Below are 19,088 nucleotides of genomic sequence, written 5' to 3'. Positions count from 1 at the left end.
GGGGCGTCGGACGTCGAGCGAGCCGCCGAGTCCGAGGCGAGCGGTGGCCGCGCGTAACGTCCGGGCGGTCGTCGCCGACGACTCCCGGTTCATGCGCGGCTTGATCTCGGACGTCCTCCGCGACGGCGGCGTCGAGGTCGTCGCGGAGGCGGGCGACGGCGACGAGGCGGTCCGCGCCGTCGAGGACCGGCGGCCGGACGTCGTGACGATGGACGTCGAGATGCCCGGCACCGACGGGATCGAGGCGGTCGAACGCATCATGGCGACCCGACCGACGCCGATCCTGATGCTGAGCGCCCACACCGAGGCCGGCGCCGACGTCACGTTCGAGGCGCTCGACAAGGGCGCGGTCGACTTCTTCGCGAAACCCGGCGGCGAGGTGTCGACGGGGGTGGCCCAACTCAAGGACGAACTGGTCGAGAAGGTCGTCACCGTCTCCGCAGCGTCCGTCGACCGCACGACCGCGACGCCGACGGCGGTCGCGTCGGCAGAGCCGACGGATGCGACGCTCGTCGTCGGGTCGTCGACGGGGGGACCGAACGCGATCGAACGGGTGTTGGCCGCGCTTCCGCGGGAGGCGTCGCTTCGGATCCTCGTCGTCCAGCACATGCCCGAGGCGTTCACGGCGCGCTTCGCGTCGCGGTTGGACGAACGCTGCGCGTACGACGTCCGCGAGGCGGGCGACGGCGATCGGATCGGCGGCGGCGAGGCGCTCGTCGCCCACGGCGGATCGCACATGGAGGTGAGCCACGCGGCGGACGGACGCCTCCGCGTTCGGCTGGTGGCGGAGACGCTCGGGCTGACCGTCCAGCCGGCGGTCGACGTCACCATGCGGTCGGCCGCCGAGGCGATCGACGGTCCGCTCGTCGGCGTCGTCCTCACGGGGATGGGCAGCGACGGCGCGGCGGGGGCGGAGGCGATCCACCGCGCGGGCGGACGGGTCGTCGCGCAGGACGAGGCGTCGTCGGTCGTGTACGGCATGCCGAAGCGAGCCGTCGAAACCGGCTGCGTCGACGAGGTGTGTCGCCTCGACGAGGTCGCGGCGCGCGCGCTCGCGGCGGCGAGGGCGCTCAGCCGGGACGAGGGGCGGGGCCGGACGGCGAGTCCGAACCGCGGAGGGGAGTGACCCGAGATGGAAGACGAGTACAGGCGGTCGTTCGTGCGGGAGGGCGAAGAGCAGATCACCGAACTGAACAACTCGCTCCTGGCGATGGAGTCGAACCCCGACGACCGGGAGGCGACGGACGCGATCTTCCGGACCGCCCACACCCTGAAGGGGAACGCGGCCGCGATGGGGTTCGACCGGGCGAGCGGGCTGGCGCACGCGCTCGAAGACCTGCTCGACGAGGTCCGCGAGGGGCGACTCGCGGCGTCGCCGGCGCTCGTGGACCTCCTGTTCGAAGCCGTCGACGGGCTGGAGCTGATCCTCGCGGGGATCGACGCGGACGGGGAGGAACCGGACGTCGGCGCGGACGAGACGGAGGCGCGGATCCGGAGGCTGATCGACGGCGGCGCGGAGGACTCGGCTTCGAACCGCCCTCGCTCCTCGCCGTCGCTCCGGCCGGCGGCCCGCGCGTCGCTCGCGGATCGGGCGACGTCGGGCGGCGAACGGGTGTTCCGCGCCCGCGTCGAGATCGAGGGCGGCGGGATGAAGGGCGTCGACGGGCTGGTCGTGCTGCGCGCCGCCGAGGAGGCGTTCGGCGGCGTCGAGACCGTCCCCGACGCCGACGCGATCGAGGCGGGCGAGTACGACGGCGGGTTCGACCTGTTCGTCGTCGCCGACGACGACGCCGCGGTCGAGTCCGCCGTCGCCGGGGCGGGCCCCGTCGATTCGGTCGTCGTCGAGGACGTGACCGACGTCGAGGGCGACGGTGCGGACGGGGACGGGCCGGCGACCGCACCCGCCGCCCGAGCCGCGTCGAGGACCGCCGGGGGCAAGAGCGAAATCGCGTCGATCCGCGTCGACGTCGGCCAACTCGACACGCTGTACGGGCTGATCGAGCAGCTCGTCACGAGCCGGATCAAGCTCCGGCGGGAGCTGGCCGACGCGGGGGTGAAAAAGAGCGACAACCTCGACGAACTCGACAAGATCTCCTCGAACCTCCAGAACACGGTGATGGACATGCGCCTCATCCCGCTCTCGAAGGTCGTCGACAAGTTCCCGCGGCTCGTCCGCGACGTCGCCCGCGAGCAGGGAAAGCGGGTGAACTTCGTCGTCGACGGCGAGGACGTCGAACTCGACCGGACGATCCTCACCGAGATCCGCGATCCGCTGATGCACGTCCTCAGGAACGCGGTCGACCACGGCGTCGAGCCGCCCGGCGAGCGCGAGCGGGCGGGCAAGCCGGCGGCAGCGACGGTGTCCCTGACCGCGACCCGCGAGCGCGATCACGTCACCGTCGAGGTCGCCGACGACGGTCGGGGACTCGAACTCGACGCGATCCGCGAGAAGGACGCGGAGAAAGGGGTGAAAACGCGGTCGGAGCTCGACGCGATGTCCGATTCGGAGACGTACGACCTCGTGTTCCACCCCGGCTTTTCGACCGCCGAGGAGGTGACCGACATCAGCGGCCGCGGCGTCGGCATGGACGTGGTCCGCAGCACCGTGACGCGGCTGGACGGGACCGTGTCGGTCGACAGCGAGCCCGGCGGGGGGACGACCGTCCGGATCCGCCTGCCGGTCACCGTCGCCATCGTGAAGGTGATGTTCGTCCGCGTCGGCGACGCCGAGTACGGCATCCCCGTGAAGAACGTCGACGAGATCGCCCGACGGTACGACGTTCGCACCGTCAACGGGACCGAAGTGGTAGAGCACGACGACGAGGTCTACCCGATCGTCCGACTCGGCGACGCGCTCGACGAACCGGCCGCCTCGACGAACGGCGACGGGATGTTGCTTCGGATCCGTCCCGAGCGGCGCAGGGTCGCGCTCCACTGCGACGAGGTGCTCGATCAGGAGGAGGTGGTCGTGAAGCCGCTGGAGGGCGTGCTGAGCGGGATCCCGGGACTGAGCGGCACGGCCGTTCTCGGCGACGGGGACGTCGTGGCGATCCTCGACGTGGTGACGGTATGAACGGTCGAAACGCGCGGGACGGCGACGAGCCGGACCCGGGCTTCCGTCGGGTCGTCCGCCACGTCGAGGACGCGGTCGACTTCGAGCCGAGCTACTACAACGAGGCGTACCTCGCCCGCCGGATCACGGCGCGGATGCGGCGGCGGCGCGTCGAGAGCTACGACGAGTACCTCGACCTCCTCCGAGGGGACGAAGCGGAGCGGGCGGAGCTGCTCGACGCGCTCACGATCAACGTCACGAACTTCTTTCGAAACCCGGCGATGTGGGAGGCGCTCCGCGAGCCGCTGCGCGCGCTGGCCGCCGAGTCGAGGCGCGTCCGCGCGTGGAGCGCGCCCTGCGCCGACGGCCGGGAGCCGTACTCGCTCGCGATGCTCGCGCGCGACGACCCCGAGATCGACGCGGAGCGGATCGAGATCACCGCGACCGACATCGACGAGGATGCGCTCGCGGCCGCGCGCCGCGGGGCGTACGAGACGACCCGGACGACGGACGTCGGCTCGGAGCTTTCGCCCCTGTCGGAGCCGGAACGGTACGTCGAGCGGGACGGGAACCGTTACGAGATCCGCGAGCGCGTCAAACGGATGGTGCGCTTCGAGCGACACGACCTCATCCGCGACGGCCCGAAGGGGGGGTTCGACCTGCTCATGTGCCGGAACCTCCTGATCTACATCGACGCGGCGTACAAGCTCCCGATCTTCGAGACGATCGCGGCGTCGCTCCGACCGGGCGGCCACCTCGTCGTCGGGATGACCGAGTCGATTCCCCGCGAGTGCCGCGACGCGTTCGAGCCGGTCGAAAAGCGACGACGGATCTACCGGAGGGTGTGAGGTGTCGCTGTACCAGCTGGAACGCGAGGGCGACGTCGACGAGCTGCTTTCCCTCCTGTGGGAGAGCGACAGCCCCGCCGTCCGTCGACGCGCGGCGGAGGTGCTCGGCCGGACCGGAACCGACGAGAGCGCCGAACTCGTCCGCGGCGTCGTCAGGGCGGCCCGGACGGACGACGAGCCGGCCGTCCGCGCCGCGGCCATCGACGCGCTCGACGAACTCGGACCGTCCGCGATCGACCGGCTGCTCGTCGAGATGACCGGCGCGGAGGTCGGCGACGAGGCCGACTGGGTGACCGCAAGGCGGTACGTCCGCGCGCTGTCGGCGGACCCCCCGGAGCTTCGGATGGCGGCGGCGAACGCGCTGGGTCGGCTCGGCGACGAGCGGAACGTTTCGGGACTGGTCGACGCGCTCTGCGACGAGGACGCCCGCGTCAGGGCGCGCGCGGCCGACGCGCTGGGGCGGATCGGCGATCCCCGGGCGGTCGACGGACTCGTCGCCCTCCTCACGGATCCGGACGCCGAGGCGAGGCGGGCGGCGGCGGACGCGCTCGCGGGCGTCGGGACGGACCGGGCGCTCGCGGCCCTGCTCGGCCTGCTGGACGACGCGAGCGAGCCGCTGCGGGTGATCGCGGCGGGCGCGCTCGGCGACGCGGGCGACGAACGACCGGTGAGCCGCCTCGCCGCCGCGCTGGCGGACGAGAGCGACGCCGTCCGCCGGGCCGCCGCCCTGTCGCTGCTCGAACTGCTGTCGAACGCCCCGCGGGAGCGGAGCCACGCCGTCCGGGAGGCGGTCGTGGCCGAACTCGCCGACGCGGGCGACGAAGCCGTCGTCTCGCCGCTCGTCGACGTGCTCTCCGAGGGAACGCGTCGACCCCAGCGGCGGAACGCGGCGTGGCTCCTCGGACGCGTGGCCGTCGCGGACGACGTGGCCGAGCGGGTCGTCGACGCGCTCTGCGACGCGCTCGCCGACGAGGACGCCTCGACCGCCCAGTTCGCGGCGACGAGCCTGGCGACGCTCGGCGGCGACGCCGTCGAACGTCGGCTGCTCGGCGTCGTCGGCGACGCGAGCGCGCCCCCGACGGCCCGGTCGAAGGCCGCGTTCGTCCTCGGACGGATCGGCGGCGAGCGCTCGCGGGAGACGTTGGGGAAGGTACGGGACGAGGCGACGGACGAGGAGGTTCGACGGAGCGTGTTCGCCGCGCTCGCGAAGCTCGGAGGGCCGGCGTGAGGGCGAGCGCGCGCCGTTCGGGCGGTGACGGTTCGTGAGCGACGGCGAGTACAAGATCGCGGACGTGAGGGGCAAGTTCATGCAGGCGGTCCGCGATGGGCGGAAGCTAACCGACGCCGACTGGCAGACCGGCCGCATCGTGCTCTCGAACCGGCGGCTCGTGCTGGCCGGCAACGACGGCCGGCGGACGATCCCGCTCGCGTCGATCCGGCACCTCGACGGCCGCCACGACGTCAATCAGGCCGTGGCTCGCGTGTCGGGGTACGTCAGCCTCCGGTTCGACGACGACGTCGTGCTGGTCGCCGCGTCCGACCACGACGAGTTCGAGACGGCGGTGTATCGCGCGCTGCTCGACGGCCGGGTGCTCCTCGCGAAGCACCCGGCCGTCGCGGGCGGCGTCGTTCGGGACTCGAAGTGGGAGAAAGCGCGGCTCAAGGTCGGCGACGGGACGGTCAACCTCGCGCTCGAACGCGGCGCGTTCGTCCCGCTCGAACTCGCCGACGTCGGCACCGTGTCGGTCGCGGAGCGGACGGTCGGGGGCGAGAAGAAACCCGTCGTCGAGGTCGAACACACGGAAGAGGGAACGAGCGTCCAGACCCACCTCTCGGGGTCCGAGCGGCGCTGTGCGATCCTCGAGTCGCTGCTCCGGGCGGACGAGAACCGACGCACCGGGGAGCTCGAGCTCTCACAGTCCGAGCGTGAGGTGCTGATGGCGCTTTACACCGGGGTTTCGCCGTTCGAGATCCCGGGATTCCTCGGCGTCGAGGTGGACGAGATCGAGGAGATATTCGAACGCCTCGCGGAGTTGGAGGTCGTCGACGTCGTCAGGGTCCGACGCGAGGTCGCCCTGCGACCGCGCGGGCGAAACATCGCGAGCGAGGCGATGAACGACCAGTGAACGCCGCCGCCCTCCGTCGGTGACCGACGGCGACCGTCAGGCGTTGACGCGTTCGAGGTGCGCGCCCACCGCGATCCGCCCCCTCGGCGTCAGCGTCGTCTTCCCGTCGGCGTCGACGACGAGCCCGGCGTCGCGCAGCGAGTTCAGCACCATCGTGATCCGGGAGGGGTCGGCGTCGAGAACGGTTCCGAGGCGCGCGTCGCCGCCGGTCGAGTACAGCGCCACGAGCACCTCCAGCTCCGCCTCCGTGTGCGACAGCGCTTCGACCTCCTCGACGAGTCTGCCGTACTCGATTCGGACGTACCGGCCGAAGAGGTTCGTCCTCCGGTGCGCGTCGAAGCCGACGATCGACGTGAGCGCCGCGCCGCCGTCGAGGTGGGTGAGTTCGAGCATCCGCCGCCGCGCCCCCTCGACGTTCCGCACCCGTGGTTCGACCTTCGAGACTGCCCCGAGATCGACGGCGAAGGGGGTCGAACAGCCGGCGAACGCGACGGCCCGGTCGCGGAGCGAAAGCCGGGCGGATTCGGCCGACGCGTCGGTCACCCGTCCCCCGACCCGCGCCGGGTGGACGACCGTCGCCGACGCGCCGTTCAGGAGCGCCTTGAACAGGACGGTCGCGAACCGGTCGACGTTCCCCCCGTCACCCTCGACGACCGCCGCGCGCTTCTCCCCGCGCCGCTCGTACGCGATCGTCACCGTGTCGTTGAAGAAGTCCGTGAGGTCTGGCGGGACGAAGCCGACGGAGACGTCGAACACGGCCGAGAGCGGGATCGTCGTCTTCGTCCTCCGAGCGGCGAGAACCAGCCGCTTCCGGCTCAACAGGATGCGACCGCGTACCGGTCTCTCGCGGTCGAGGGCGTCCGCGTGAAAGCGACCGACGAAGTCGGCGACGATCGATTCGCTCATCGGGATCCCCGTTACCGAGGCGGACTCGCGGAACCGACATGACGCTTGCGTAAGGTATCAGGCGCGATAATCGGGGTCCGAGCCCGCTCGGGCCGAACCGGGCGAACCGGACCGAATTGGGCCGGGTCGAGTTGAACTGAACCGAACCGAGTCGAGTCGAGCCGAGGGCGCGGGCGCGGCGTCCGTCGACGCCGCTAGATGGTCAGGATCGCCGAGACGAGTTCCTTCGTCCCGACGGCGGTGAGGCAACCGAGCCACGTCAGCAGGACGAAGTGGAGGTAGGCGTTCGCCTTGTTGCCGCCGTCGATCGTCCGGATCATGATCGACGAGAGGAGGGCGTTAAAGAGGATGACGAGGAGGAGGAGGTACTCGATGAGCGGGATGTCGTAGACGCCCGCGTAGATGAGCTGGCCGAAGTCGAACTGGTCGACGGTCAGCTCCTCGGAGATGTCCGCGAGGATGGAGACGACCTGCAGCCCGATGAAGAAGGCGAACGTCGACGCGGCGGTGATCCCGTACAGGAGGCCGACGAGCGTGACCGTCGCCTGCCGGCGCTTCTCGCGGAGCTGATTCACCGTGTTCATGTTCGCGCTGATGAGCTCGCCGAGCTGCTTCGGGTCGCCGCCCATCCCCCGGCCGATCACGTACATCTCGCTGAACTTCTGGATCAGGTACGACCGCGAGTCGACGGCGAACAGCCGCCACGAGTCGACGGGCTCGATCCGGACGTTCAGCCGCCGGTACAGCCGGTCGATGTCCGGCGTGAGCGGTCCGAAGTCCTTCTCGCGGAGCGTCCGCAGCACCGCGGTCGTCGTGCTCTGTTTCGCGCTCTCCGTCGCGCCGAGCGCGCGGACGAAGCTCGGAAACTCCTCGTCGCGCGCGCCGATCATCCGCTCCTCCGCGCGGACCAGGACGCCCGAGACCGCGAGCGGCGTGACCGGCACCGCGAGGTACAGCGGCAGCGGGACCGGATCGACGAAGAACAGCAGGTCGTCGAGCCCGTACGGCGACAGCCCGAGCAGGCCGCCGGCGGCGAGACAGATCAGGCCGCCCGCGAGCAGCGCGCTCGCCCAGAGAGTCGCGCGGACCCGCCGGTCGGTCGGCGCGGTCCCGTCCTCGGGGTGGTACCAGACCGGATCGTACGGCGCGAGCGCCCGGACGACGAGGTAGAAGCCGAGCTGGACGAAGACGAACATGACGATGACCGCCGCGACCGTCGTCGTCGGGTCGTTTCCGGTGAGGATCGGCAGGACGATGGCGAACACGAGCGCGAACGTCATCGAGAGGATCATCGACATGTAGAGGTCCTTCATGACTTCGAGGTTGTCGAGCGCCCCCTCGTAGGCGGTGACGTAGCGTTCGAGCATCACGTGCTGTTCGGAGAGGAGGAAATCCGACAGCGCCTGCCCGGCACCGAGCGTGTACCCGAGGCGATCGAAGAAGTCCGACAGCGCTGGACTGGGGACCTCCTTCGCCCGCCGCCGACAGGCGTCGTCGAGGCTCTGGTTCCACGTGTCGACGAGGTGGACGACGTGGGCGATCTCCTCGGCGAGCGCGCCGTACTCCTCCTCGGCCCCGAGCGTCCGGAACACCTCCATCCGGTCGATGTTCGTCGTCGAGAGCACCGTCATGTGCGTCATCGCGAGGTGCAACTGCCGCTCGATGGCCGCCCGGCGCTGGCTCAGATAGAGCTTCGGGTACAACACGGCGCTCGCGAGCGTCAGCGCGCCGAGCAGCGGCACCGGCACCCGAACCGAAAGCGGGAGCGGTGCCGTCCACGCGACGCCGATCGTCAGGGCGAAAAACAGCGCGGACGGAACCAGGATGGAGAGGACGTACCGTTGCTTCGAGACGTGGATCCGGTCGTACGACTCCGCGAGCGACCCGAGAAAGCGAATCGACGTCGAGACGGCCCCGCCGAGAGATTGCGCTGCGGCCATGCGTTCACCGGTGCACGTCGAACGGCAGCCCCTCGACGCCGTCCCGCTGGAACGCGTCGATCGTCTCGTTCACGTCGTGGTAGCCAACGAGCCCCTCCTGGATCATCCGCTCCGTGAGGTCGGCGCGAAAGCGCAGGTCGTCGTAGATCTCCCGGGTGTCCGCGTAGCCCAGCAGGGTCGCGATCTGCTCTTCGAGGACGTAGGAGTTGTTCATCCCCTGGAAGACGATCTCGTCGTCGACGGGGTCCCAGTTGAACACCTCGCGGGTGACGACGCCGTCCATCTCCTTCGAGTACCCCTCGATCTCCTGGACGCTCGTGACCCGCCGGAGCACGTCTTCTCCCCGCTTGACCCGGTTTTGAAACAGCGCCACGTCCGCGTTGTCCATGAACGTCTCCGGGACGTTGATCGGATCGCCGGTGAACCGCTGGATCATCGAGACGATGTCGCTCGCGTGGAAGGTGAGCATCACGGGGTGGCCGGTCTGGGCCGCCTGGAACGCCATCCGTCCCTCCGCGCCGCGGACCTCCCCGACGATGATGTAGTCGGGGCGCGACCGGAGCGCGGCGGCGACGAGGTCGAACATGTCCACGTCGGTGGTACCCCCGCCCCGTCCCTCGCGCGTCAGAAGCTGCTGCCACGTGTCGTGCGGCGGCAACACCTCGGCGGTGTCCTCCGCGGTGTAGATCTTCGAGTCCCGGGGGACGTACGAGAGGATGGAGTTGAGCGTCGTCGTCTTCCCGGACGCGGTCTCGCCGACGACGAACACCGTCTGCTCGTTCTCCAGGCAGAGCCACAGGTACGCCGCCAGTTCGGGGCTGAGCGTGCCCCAGTTCGTGATCTGGTTGACAGAAAGCGGCGTCTCGACGCCCTGTCGGATGGTGAGGCTCGATCCCTTGACGCTCACGTCGTCGGAGTAGATGATGTTGATGCGCGACCCGTCCGGCAGGGTCGAGTCGACGATGGGTTGCGAGTCACTCACGGGATCGCCGATACGCTCGCCCATGTTCCGCAGCCAACTGTCGAACTGCTGGGGCGTCCCGAAGTCGACCGTCGTTTCGAGCATCCCGTACACCTCGTGGTCGACGTGACACTCGTGGGGGCCGATGACGTGGATGTCCTCGTTCGCCGGATCACGCATCACCGGTTCCAGCGGCCCGAAACCGATGATGTCGCGGTTCAGCCGGTAGCGGACGCTCTCGTACGTCTCCCTCGTCACCTCGATCGTGCCGACGTTCCACAGCCGCGAGAGCCGATCGAACGTCCCGCGGACGCCGTCCCTGATGCGGGTCGTCTCCTCCAGCAGCTCCTCGATGAGGTCGTCGTACTCCGATTCCTCGGTCGGCGCGCGCCTGTGTCCGCTCTTCGAGAGGAGCTTCCCCTTGATCTTTTCGAGGACGGCGGTCTGGGCGGGCGAGAGCGTCGGCTCGATGGCGTAGTACTTCGTCGCCCGCCCGAGGTCGCCGTAGACGTGACAGAAGATCGGGCCGCCCACCGGGTAGATGACGTTCGGCCGCCGGGACTCGTACTCGTCCGACGCCTCCTCGACGAGCAGCGGAAACTCCCCGGTGATCTGCTTGAACTTCCGCAGGTGGTCGAGCAGGTGCGGCAGCTTCGCGGCGACGCGGCGGAGTTCGGCGGACGGCTTCGCGGTTCCGTGGTCGGTCATTCGGTGGTGGATCAGGCGACGCTTCTGCTCTCGACGACGATTCCGATGCCCGAGCGGACGGAGTAACCGACGACGTCGCCGACCTGTCCGCCCATGCCGGCGAACCGTTTGACGGAGATCTGTCGGCGGACGTCGCTCCCCACCTCGATCATTTCGAGCTGGAGGAACACGTCGGCGATGGCCCGAAACGGGCCGATCGCCTCGTCGTCCACCGCCGACGGGTCGACCGTGAGGACGATCACCTTCCCCCGCGAGACGACGTCGCGGAAGAAGGAGATGATCTCCAGCGCCGCCTGTCGCTCCTCGTTCTGCCGAACGAGCGCCTCGAACGTCGGGTCGTTGCGGAGGATCGCGTCGAAGGTGTCGATGACGATCACGTCGGGCCGCCACATGGCCTCGGCTTCCATCAACCGCCTGAGCAGTTCCTTCCGCTCCGTCTCCTCTTCGGCTCCCCGGAACGTGCTCCCGGCGTCGAGGTCGGCGTGCAAAAAGAGCAGCCGTTCGTCGAGGATCGGGTCGACCACGTCGTACGACAGCGAGTGCATCTGGTCGATGAAGCCGCGGACGGTGAGTTCCGTCGAGAGGTACGTGACCGTCGTCCCGCCCCGAGTGAACCCGTAGGCGAACCGCTGCGACATGGCGCTCTTTCCGGCGCCGTAGTCGCCCTCGACGAGTACGATGCTCCCGCGGGGGATGCCGCCGCCGAGTTCCGTGTTCAGCCGGTCGTGGTCTTCCAGTCCGAGCGAGAGGAGGTTCGTGGCGCTCATACCCGGAAGCGGAACACCTCCTCGTCTTCGGTCACGATCAGCTTCGCCCGGTGGTCGCCGTCTGCGAGCGCGCCGGCGTCCACGTGGACGCGAGCGACGTCGTCCGGGCCCCAGTCGTCGCCGATCGGTTCGACCCAGACGTCCGTCTGGTACTCGCCGTCGATCAGCACGTCGAGGCCGGTGCCGTCCGTCGGGAGCGTCCGCGACCCGGTGTTCTTCACGAGCAGCGTGACGTTCTCGTCGCCTTCGCGGTCGTACACTGGACTTCCGGCATCGCTCACGATCTCGACGTCCGTCCGCAGCTGCGTGCTCACGTCGTGACTCTCGTCGCTCAGCGCGCCGTTCAGCCGGTCGACGCCGCTCGTGACGGTCCCCGCGACGCTCGCGGCGACGAGGAGGCTCGCGATGAAGAGGATCAAATGGGAGACGGAGACGCTCGCCACTCAGATCGCCTCCGACCTGCTCACGCCGTGCGCCGACACGACCGTGACGCGGTCCGGTTCCTCCCCGGTCGAGATCTCCGCGCGCAGCGACTCGTCCGGAAGCCACAGATCCGTCTCCGCGTCTCCGTCGACCGTTCGAGCGTCGAACGCCGTCCGATACTCGCCGTCGATCAGCACGTCGGTGTCGTTCACCGCGAGTTCGGTCGCGCCGGTGTTCTCGGCGACCACCGTGAGCGTCCCGTTATCCGAGTCGTACTCGGCGTCCGTGATCTCGAAGTCGGTGTTCTTGAGGCCGAGTTCCCGGTCGCTAGCGTCGGCTCTTGCGTCGTCGACCCGCTCGAACCCGTTCGAAACCGCCGGGTACAGTATTCCGAGCGAGATGAACATGCCCGCGAAGACGATCGCGGCCGAGCCGCTGACGCTAAATCCCATCGTCACCCTCCGGCGGTTCCGTCCACCGATCGAGCACGGCGGATTCGACGGTCGCGTCGGCGAGTTGCGTGACGTACCGCAGGCTCCGCGCGTGGTGCGTGAGCGTCAGCCGCTCCGTCCCCTCGCGGTCGATCTCGTTCCTGTCGACGTCGCCGAGCCCCTCCAAAAGCGCGCGGAGGCGCGCCGCGACCGAATCGTCGATCCAGCCGATCGCCTCGTAGTAGCGGACCGCGCGAACCGCGTCGGTCGCGTCCGACCGCTCGACGAGGTAGTCGACCCACTCCAGGACGAGAAAGTCCGCGACGAACCCGTCGGGCAGCGAGCCGAGGTACGGCTTCGAGCGGGCGTCGAGCGCCCGCGGATCGACGAACTCGAACTCGTCTTCGTCCGTTTCGGATCCTTCGATCTCGCGTCCGTCGATCTCGCGTCCGTCGATCTCGCGTCCGGCGGCTCCGTCGGCGAGGAATCCCTCCTCGTCGGCGGTCTCCTCGCCGAGGGCGGGCGAACCGATCGCGTCCGGATCGGTGGCGGAGCCGTCGTCCGTCCAGTCGGCCTCGCCCGCGTCGTACTCGGCCTTCAGTTCGTCGAACGACTTTCCCCCGCCGTCGTCGACTTCCGTCTCCACGCCGTCGTCCGCGATCGCCGGATCGCCGAACGCGTCGTCCGCGATGCTGACCGTCCCGTCCTCGTCGGCGTCGACGCCCTCCTCGTCCGGTTCGAGCAGCTCCTCGTCGAAAAAGCCCTCCGCGTCGGCGTCGGCGATCTCCTCGTCGAGCCCGTCGTCCCCGTCGGTCCCCTCGTCGTCGAACAGCCCGAGAGCGCCGCCGCCCGGCGCGTCGACCCCACCGGCGGCCGGCTCGTCGACGAACGGGTTGATCCCGCGGGTGACCATCTCGTAGATGTCGAGGAGCTTGCGGACGTTCTCGCCGACGTCGTCGACCGTCTCGCTTATTTCGGCGTTCTCGCTCCTGACGGTCCCGACCGTCGAAGAGAGGCTCCCCAGTTCGTCTTCGAGTTCCTCGATCCGGCGTTCGAGTTCCGCCACGGATCCTTCCGACTCCTCGTCGCCGAACATGGAGTCGTCCCAGTCGTCCATCCCGTCGAGTCCGTCCAGCGAACCGCCGTCGTCGAGGGCGACCTCGCCGCCGAGCGGATCGCCGCCGAGCGGATCGTCGCTGCCACCGTCCGCCTCTCCGTCCCTGTCGAGAAACCGATCGAGGATGGCGCTCCCGACGAGACCGACGGAGAGTACGAGCGCGGCGGCGGAGCCCGGACCGCCGACCGCAGACGCGGCCGCCCCCCAGCGGAGGAGAGAACCCGACAGCTCCGTCAATCCTCCGCCCGTCAAAACGAACAGCGGAGGAACGATGAGGTCCATTGGTAGTGACCGTCCGACGCGATCGACTTCAACGCATCCCTCAAAATATCAAACGTGATAGTTCGAGAGGGGGCGTCCCAGCGCTCACACCGTCCGTTCGCCGCGGTGGGCCGTCTTGATGACGAGCGCGCCGGTGGTCGCGTCGAACTGGATCGATCGCCCGTGGCCGCCGCCGACGTCCGCGGCGCGGATCGGAACGCCGGCGTCGCCGAGGACTTCCCGCGCCGTCTCGACGTTTCGGGCGCCGACGCTCTCCGCGACCGAGAGGTCCAACATCTCGCTACCGCCCGCGAGCTTGGCCGCGATTCGCCGCGGGTGGGCGCCGCGTTCTTCCATCGCGCCGAGCGTCCGCGCGATGCCGGCGTCGACGTACTTCGCGGGCAAACTGTCGCTCGCTCCGGCGGTCGGGAGCATCGCGTGCAACAGGCCCGCGACTTCGGCGTCGGCGTCGTGGAGGGCGACTCCGAGACAGGAGCCGAGCCCGCTCGTCGTGAGGAGCGCGTCGCCCTCCGCGACGGCGTACTCCGAGACGCCCACCCTGATTCGGCGAGGGTCGTCCGGATCGCGTGCGCTGCCGACCACGGGCGGTCTCAAAAGAGCTGGTCCGCGTCCGCGGGCGTCCGGTCGAGTCGGTCGGCCGAGAGCACGGAGAGCGCGCGCCGGAGTTCGCGCTCGTTCGGCAGCGCGTAGATGTCGCACGCGAACTCCCGCCCCGCCGCCCTGATGGTCGAGTCGACGACGAAGACGAAATCCTGCGTTCGCCCCAGCTGACCGACGACGGGGCTCATGACCGTCGATCCCATGTCGTGGACGAACTCCGGGGGCGTGTGATCGATCGTCGTCCCCAGCACGTTCGCCCAGCCGTCGATGAAGCCGCTCGTCATCACGTTACCGACCTCCTTGATCGCGCTCTCGCCCATCTCTCCCAGCCCGTCGTCGGCCGACGCGCCCGGGACCAGCGCGTCGACGACGCGCGAGGCCGAGTCCTCGTCGAGAAGAAAGAGCAGGTAGCCGCTCGGCAGCCCGTCGAATCCGATGACGACGCCGACGGTCGGCTCGTCGCCGACGCGCCGCGGCGCCTCCTCGATCGGGACGAAGGTGACGCGGCTGACGTCGACCGCGGTCTCGACGCCGGTCATCGTCGAGAGGTTCTCCGCCGCGCGTTCGGCCCCCCGCTTCGTCATCCGGTTGAACACCGACAGCTTGTCCACGGGGATCGCCTCGTCGTCGTTCCCGTGATCGGCCATCAGCGACGCGAAAGCGCCGTACGCCGGCAGCAGGTAGACGGAGAAGCTCACGTCGCCGTCCGCGGTTTCGAGCTGGTTCTCGAAGAGGAACGCCTCCTCGCGGCCGCCCGCGTCGAGGGGCTCCAGCGGAAGGAGTTCCCGCCCGTCGGATTCGACGTAGGTCGGCGGTTCGACGTCGATCGCCGTTTCCAGGTAGTCCGCCCAGCCGTCGACGAACCCGCTCGTCACGATGTTGCCGACCTCCTCCACCCCGCTGCGGGCGAGGTCGTCCATCCCCTCCCGCTCGGCGTCGGGGAGCAGGAGGTCGAGCAGCGCCGCGACGCACTCGCGCTCGAAGAGGAGGACCGCGTCGCCCTCGAATCGCCCCTCGAAGCCGACCCGGACGCCGACGAACTCGCGGTCGCCGAACGCGTCTTCGAGGTCCTCGCGGGCCGCGAGCGCGACGTCGGTCACCTCGACGAAGACGTCGGTGCCGGTCAACCGCGAGAGCGACCGGGCCGCCTGTCGTGATCCCTCGCGAGCGAGTCGGCTGAAAAGCCCGAGCGACCGGATGTCGACGTTCATGCGCTATGCGGGCACCACGTCGTCGATCGCTTCGAGCACGTTCGGCTTCTGGAACGGTTTCGTGATGTACCCCCGCGCGCCCGCCTCGATCGCCGCCTTCATCTTCTCCTCCTGGCCGACGCTCGTGCACATGATCACCCTCGCGTCGGGGTTCGACGACGTGATCTCGGTCGTCGCCTCGATGCCGCTTCTGATCGGCATCACGATATCCATCATCACGAGGTCGGGGTCCGTCTCCTCGTACAGCTGGACCGCCTCGACGCCGTTTTCCGCCTCGCCGGCGATCTCGTAGTCGGATTCGAGGATCTCCCGGAGGAGGTTCCGCATGAACTCCGAGTCGTCCGCGATGAGCACGCTGGTTGCCATGGCTTCGTTCGCCTGACCTACCGGAAACGGGGACATAAACGCTTGCGTGAAATTATCAGGTTTGATTCTAAAATCGAGCGACGCCGGCCGCGTCGACGGCGTCGCAAAAGGCGTTCACCCGTCGTCTCCGACCGCCGCGAGGAGGTCCGCGATCGGGTCGTCGCGATCGAGTCCGTAGTGCCGGAGCACGGCGTGAAGTGCGCGCGGCGGGAGCGCGATCGGCAGGTCGGACTCCGCGAGCAGAATGCCGAGTACTTTCTCCGGCGGGGTGTCGTCCCCGACCTGTCGCGCGTACCACAGCAGCAACGTCTCGAAGGTGGCGGCGACGTCGTTCGAAACCAGCCGGTGGCGGCTGATCGACCCGTCGACCTTGAGCGTCGCGTCGAACCCGTAGGCGAAGCCGTCGTGCGACAGCGACCCCGCGAGCCACCGGCCGACGGCCGCGGCGTCGACGTCGCCCGTCTCGTCGGCGTCGGACACCGCGCCGAACTCGAATCCGGGGTCGGTCTCTCCCCGCCCCGCGTCGGGCGGCGCGTCGTCGGATTCGGCGTCGGCGTCCCGGGAACCGGATCCGCCATCGGATTCAGCCGGGTCGCCGTCTCCCGTCGGGATGAGATAGCGGCCCTCGTCGAGTTCGACGATGCGGTCGCTCTCGTCGATGTCGAGGTCGTCCGGCGAGAGGACAGGTCCCTCCCGCTCGTCGTCGGTGGGGTCGGGGGGCATACGACGGGTTCACTCAGTATGACGGGTCGACGTATAAGAACGTTGAGGGTGCCTCCGCTCTCCGATCGGCGGGTTCCGACGTGAAAAAATCCGATCGATCGCTTAGAGTTCGACGGAGCTCTTCCCGGAGAGCGACTGCGGGACGTTGACGCGGATGATCGTCGTCGATCCGCTCTCGGTGTTGAGACGCAGCGTCGCCTCGTCGGCCGATTCGAGCGCGCGGTCCTCGTCGAAGTCGGTTAGATTGAGCGTCAGGACGACGCGATCCTCGCGGCTGTTGAGAATGTAGTCGCCGTTGGACTCGTCGATCGACCCGTCGTCGTCTTTGAGGACTTCGAAGTCGAACTTGTCCGAGTCGTCGCCGCTCTCGTTCAGGTCGATGCGCTCGACCCCGTCCGGCCCGAGGAATTCGAGCGTGGTCGATCCGAGGTCGATGTCCTCAGCGCCCGGCGACTTCTGGAGCACAAGATCGACTTCGTTCACCGTCTCGGGATCCGTGGTGTCGTCCACGTTCCCGGTCTTGGCCACCGGTTCGAGCCGATCCGTGACCTTCGCGCTGCTCTGTTGGCCCGTCTGTTCTGATTTCGTCTGGAGGAAGCCGGCGGTGTTGATCAACACGCCCGCCGCGATCGCTGCGACGAGAACCATCGCGATGAACACGATGAGCGTCCCGATCCCGACCTGACCCCGGTCCTCCGATTTGTTTTCGGATGTGAACATGATTTCGTCGGTTCCGTCTGCGACTCGGCTGGGGCGTCATCGCCGTCAGACTCTGTCAGTCCAGTTTCGAAATCGGGTATTAAAATTACTCTCCAAAATATCAAACGTAATAATGGTGATTTTCGGCGTTTCGACGCCCCTATCCGCCAAATTTCGATCGGACGTTTCGATCCGGCTCCCGAAGGAGCGAACCGGGAGTATCACGCGCGATAATCGGCGATCACCGGATCGAGCGCGACCGTCGAAGGGAGACGAACGTCCGGGGTCACTCGTACGAGACGAGGCTGTAGACGACGAACGCGTACCCGATCGTCGTGAAACCGCTGTTTACGACCAGCAGCGACCGAACGTTCTCGAAGTCGGTCAAAAACGCGCTGATCGTCGTCGAAGCGGCGGCGGCCACGACGAGCACGAATCCGAGCGCCAGGTGGATCATCGCCCGCCGTTCAGTCTGCAGGTACGCCCGCGTCGCGAGCGCGACCATGAGGAGACCGACGGCGACCAGCGCGGCGCTCGACGCGAGGTAGAGTCCTTCGATCACGTACATCCCACCGGTGGGCGTGGCCCCGGCAGTCGGTTAAACCTACGCGTCAAAATATCACCGCTGATATCGAGAAGTCAGAAAACTGATTTATCCGATAGAATTAATATCTGCGGGAATCAGTTCTGATAACGAATGGCGTCGGACGAGATCATCGAAGTGCTCGGAAACAAGTACAACGCCGAGATACTGAGCGCGGCGTCCGAGCCGCTGTCGGCACAGGAACTCAGCGACAGGCTGGGGGTTCCGATCGCGACCTGCTATCGGCGGATAAACGAACTCACCGAGACGGACCTCCTCGAACTGCACGACCAGCCGCTCTCCGACGAGCACCGACGCATCAAGGTGTACCGTCGGAACGTCGACGCGGTTCACGTCACGTTCGAGCACGGACTCGCGGTGGAACTGGAGGAGCGGTCCGAGGTGAAGAACAAACTCGACGAGGTGTGGCGGACGATCGCCGACGGTTGATCGCGCTCAGAGCACGGGGCCGTTCCGCCCCATCATCGAGAATCCACCCGCGCGCTCGTGGACGGTGATGCCTCCCTCGCCGATCTCCATCGGGAAGATGTCGGTGTCGATGTCCTGCTTTCGCATCTTCGCGACCCAGATGTACCGGTTGACGCCGGAATCCGTGGGCGTCTGGATGAAGTAGACGTTGCCGTCCGTGAGGAAGTTTTCCAGGCCGATCTCCGTCTCGGGAAACACCGCGCCCTGTTCGTTTATGAGAAGCGACGTCAGTCCGTTTTCCTTCAGGATGTCGACGAACTTCAGGAGGTACGTCCGCTTTTCGCGCTCGTCGTCGAAGAACAGCTGAAACATCGTCAGCGAATCGATGACGATCCGCCCGTAGGATTCGTCACTCAGATCGTCGAGCAGCCCGTCGATGGCATCGGTGAAGTCGCCGCCGCGGAGCATCTCCCGCTTGTCGTACACCCTGATGTCGCCGCGCTCCGAGAGAGCGTCCCACTCGTCGAAGCCGACCGACGCCGCCGCCTCCCCGATGTCCGATCCGCTCTCCTCGAAGGAGACGTAGATGCCCTTCTCGCCGTACCGACGCACCCCCTCGTAGAGGAACTGGATGCCGAAGATGCTCTTTCCGGTCCCCGGGTTCCCGCTCACGAGCACGGCGGAGTTCGCGGCTATCCCCCCGTTCAGTATCGAATCGAGCCCCTCGACGCCGGTTTTGATCAGGTTCTGCATGCGTGTTTCAGCCCGCCACAGACACCACTGTCGGAAGTGAGGATAAAATCCCTTCGTTCGCGCTGTCGACACGTCGCGTCCGGTCGTCGGCCTCGGTCCGATCGCCGGCGGTCGGATCGATGGCCGGCTTCGATTCGATCCCGGGCGTCGATGCCGACGCCGC

20 protein-coding genes are annotated in these 19,088 nt (G+C 68.3%); 6 read left to right on the top strand and 14 right to left on the bottom strand.

All coding sequences use genetic code 11. The features are described from left to right. Nucleotides 1-91: 91 nt before the first annotated feature. Genes cheB through C3L37_RS13460 form a run of 5 tightly spaced genes read left to right on the top strand, consistent with a single transcriptional unit; the run spans nt 92 to nt 6,026 of the window. Complete coding sequence (gene cheB / locus C3L37_RS13480; protein WP_394345795.1) at nt 92-1,126, top strand: chemotaxis-specific protein-glutamate methyltransferase CheB; 1,035 nt, start codon at nt 92-94, stop codon at nt 1,124-1,126. A gap of 6 nt (nt 1,127-1,132) precedes the next feature. After that, nucleotides 1,133-3,073, top strand: coding sequence for a chemotaxis protein CheA (locus C3L37_RS13475; RefSeq protein ID WP_129115124.1), 1,941 nt, complete (start codon nt 1,133-1,135; stop codon nt 3,071-3,073). After that, nucleotides 3,070-3,900 (top strand): CheR family methyltransferase, encoded by an 831-nt coding sequence (locus tag C3L37_RS13470; protein ID WP_129115123.1) that lies wholly within the window; start codon nt 3,070-3,072, stop codon nt 3,898-3,900. The genes C3L37_RS13475 and C3L37_RS13470 overlap by 4 nt, the downstream gene beginning before the upstream one ends. A 1-nt stretch (nt 3,901) precedes the next feature. After that, nucleotides 3,902-5,128: a HEAT repeat domain-containing protein gene (locus C3L37_RS13465; RefSeq protein ID WP_129115122.1), complete on the top strand. Its 1,227-nt coding sequence runs from the start codon at nt 3,902-3,904 to the stop codon at nt 5,126-5,128. Between the two features lie 34 nt (nt 5,129-5,162). After that, on the top strand, nt 5,163-6,026 hold the full coding sequence (locus C3L37_RS13460; RefSeq protein ID WP_129115121.1) for a CheF family chemotaxis protein: 864 nt from the start codon (nt 5,163-5,165) through the stop codon (nt 6,024-6,026). Nucleotides 6,027-6,062: 36 nt separating this feature from the next. Here the strand turns inward: C3L37_RS13460 and C3L37_RS13455 are convergent, their stop codons facing one another. The 13 genes from C3L37_RS13455 to C3L37_RS13395 all read right to left on the bottom strand — a co-directional run bounded on the left by C3L37_RS13455 (nt 6,063) and on the right by C3L37_RS13395 (nt 17,728). Further along, nucleotides 6,063-6,932 (bottom strand): CheF family chemotaxis protein, encoded by an 870-nt coding sequence (locus C3L37_RS13455; RefSeq protein WP_129115120.1) that lies wholly within the window; start codon nt 6,930-6,932, stop codon nt 6,063-6,065. 194 nt (nt 6,933-7,126) lie between these two features. After that, on the bottom strand, nt 7,127-8,872 hold the full coding sequence (gene flaJ / locus C3L37_RS13450; RefSeq protein ID WP_129115119.1) for an archaellar assembly protein FlaJ: 1,746 nt from the start codon (nt 8,870-8,872) through the stop codon (nt 7,127-7,129). Between the two features lie 4 nt (nt 8,873-8,876). Next, nucleotides 8,877-10,541, bottom strand: a complete 1,665-nt coding sequence (locus C3L37_RS13445) for a type II/IV secretion system ATPase subunit (RefSeq protein ID WP_129115118.1) — start codon at nt 10,539-10,541, stop codon at nt 8,877-8,879. A gap of 11 nt (nt 10,542-10,552) precedes the next feature. Next, nucleotides 10,553-11,308 carry an ATPase domain-containing protein gene (locus tag C3L37_RS13440; protein WP_129115117.1) on the bottom strand — a complete coding sequence of 252 codons (756 nt, stop codon included), beginning with the start codon at nt 11,306-11,308 and terminating at the stop codon, nt 10,553-10,555. Then, nucleotides 11,305-11,751, bottom strand: coding sequence for a flagellar protein G (locus C3L37_RS13435; RefSeq protein WP_129115116.1), 447 nt, complete (start codon nt 11,749-11,751; stop codon nt 11,305-11,307). The genes C3L37_RS13440 and C3L37_RS13435 overlap by 4 nt, the downstream gene beginning before the upstream one ends. Further along, the gene (locus C3L37_RS13430) at nt 11,752-12,183 is read right to left on the bottom strand and encodes a hypothetical protein (protein ID WP_129115115.1); all 432 of its coding nucleotides are present in this window, start codon (nt 12,181-12,183) and stop codon (nt 11,752-11,754) included. After that, nucleotides 12,173-13,561: a FlaD/FlaE family flagellar protein gene (locus C3L37_RS13425; RefSeq protein WP_129115114.1), complete on the bottom strand. Its 1,389-nt coding sequence runs from the start codon at nt 13,559-13,561 to the stop codon at nt 12,173-12,175. The genes C3L37_RS13430 and C3L37_RS13425 overlap by 11 nt, the downstream gene beginning before the upstream one ends. Nucleotides 13,562-13,645: 84 nt before the next feature. After that, the gene (locus C3L37_RS13420; protein WP_129115113.1) at nt 13,646-14,143 is read right to left on the bottom strand and encodes a chemotaxis protein CheD; all 498 of its coding nucleotides are present in this window, start codon (nt 14,141-14,143) and stop codon (nt 13,646-13,648) included. A gap of 8 nt (nt 14,144-14,151) precedes the next feature. Beyond that, a complete protein-coding gene (locus tag C3L37_RS13415) occupies nt 14,152-15,372 on the bottom strand; it encodes a chemotaxis protein CheC (protein ID WP_129115112.1) in 1,221 nt (406 codons plus the stop codon). A gap of 3 nt (nt 15,373-15,375) precedes the next feature. Next, a complete protein-coding gene (gene cheY, locus C3L37_RS13410) occupies nt 15,376-15,738 on the bottom strand; it encodes a chemotaxis protein CheY (protein ID WP_129115111.1) in 363 nt (120 codons plus the stop codon). A 114-nt stretch (nt 15,739-15,852) separates the two neighbouring features. Further along, a complete protein-coding gene (locus C3L37_RS13405; protein WP_129115110.1) occupies nt 15,853-16,461 on the bottom strand; it encodes a DUF7500 family protein in 609 nt (202 codons plus the stop codon). 102 nt (nt 16,462-16,563) lie between these two features. Next, the gene (locus C3L37_RS13400; protein WP_129115109.1) at nt 16,564-17,181 is read right to left on the bottom strand and encodes an archaellin/type IV pilin N-terminal domain-containing protein; all 618 of its coding nucleotides are present in this window, start codon (nt 17,179-17,181) and stop codon (nt 16,564-16,566) included. 265 nt (nt 17,182-17,446) lie between these two features. Then, nucleotides 17,447-17,728 (bottom strand): DUF7521 family protein, encoded by a 282-nt coding sequence (locus tag C3L37_RS13395; protein ID WP_228546226.1) that lies wholly within the window; start codon nt 17,726-17,728, stop codon nt 17,447-17,449. A gap of 129 nt (nt 17,729-17,857) precedes the next feature. Between C3L37_RS13395 and C3L37_RS13390 the strand changes: the two genes are divergently transcribed. Continuing rightward, a complete protein-coding gene (locus C3L37_RS13390; RefSeq protein ID WP_129115108.1) occupies nt 17,858-18,193 on the top strand; it encodes a helix-turn-helix domain-containing protein in 336 nt (111 codons plus the stop codon). Between the two features lie 6 nt (nt 18,194-18,199). On the opposite strand, the gene C3L37_RS13385 is transcribed toward C3L37_RS13390, so the two are convergent. Continuing rightward, the gene (locus tag C3L37_RS13385; protein WP_129115107.1) at nt 18,200-18,925 is read right to left on the bottom strand and encodes an RAD55 family ATPase; all 726 of its coding nucleotides are present in this window, start codon (nt 18,923-18,925) and stop codon (nt 18,200-18,202) included. Between the last annotated feature and the right edge of the window lie 163 nt (nt 18,926-19,088).

Source organism: Halegenticoccus tardaugens (genome assembly GCF_004116405.1).
Taxonomy (GTDB): Archaea; Halobacteriota; Halobacteria; order Halobacteriales; family Haloferacaceae; genus Halegenticoccus; species Halegenticoccus tardaugens.
This window is presented reverse-complemented; position numbering and strand designations above follow the sequence as displayed.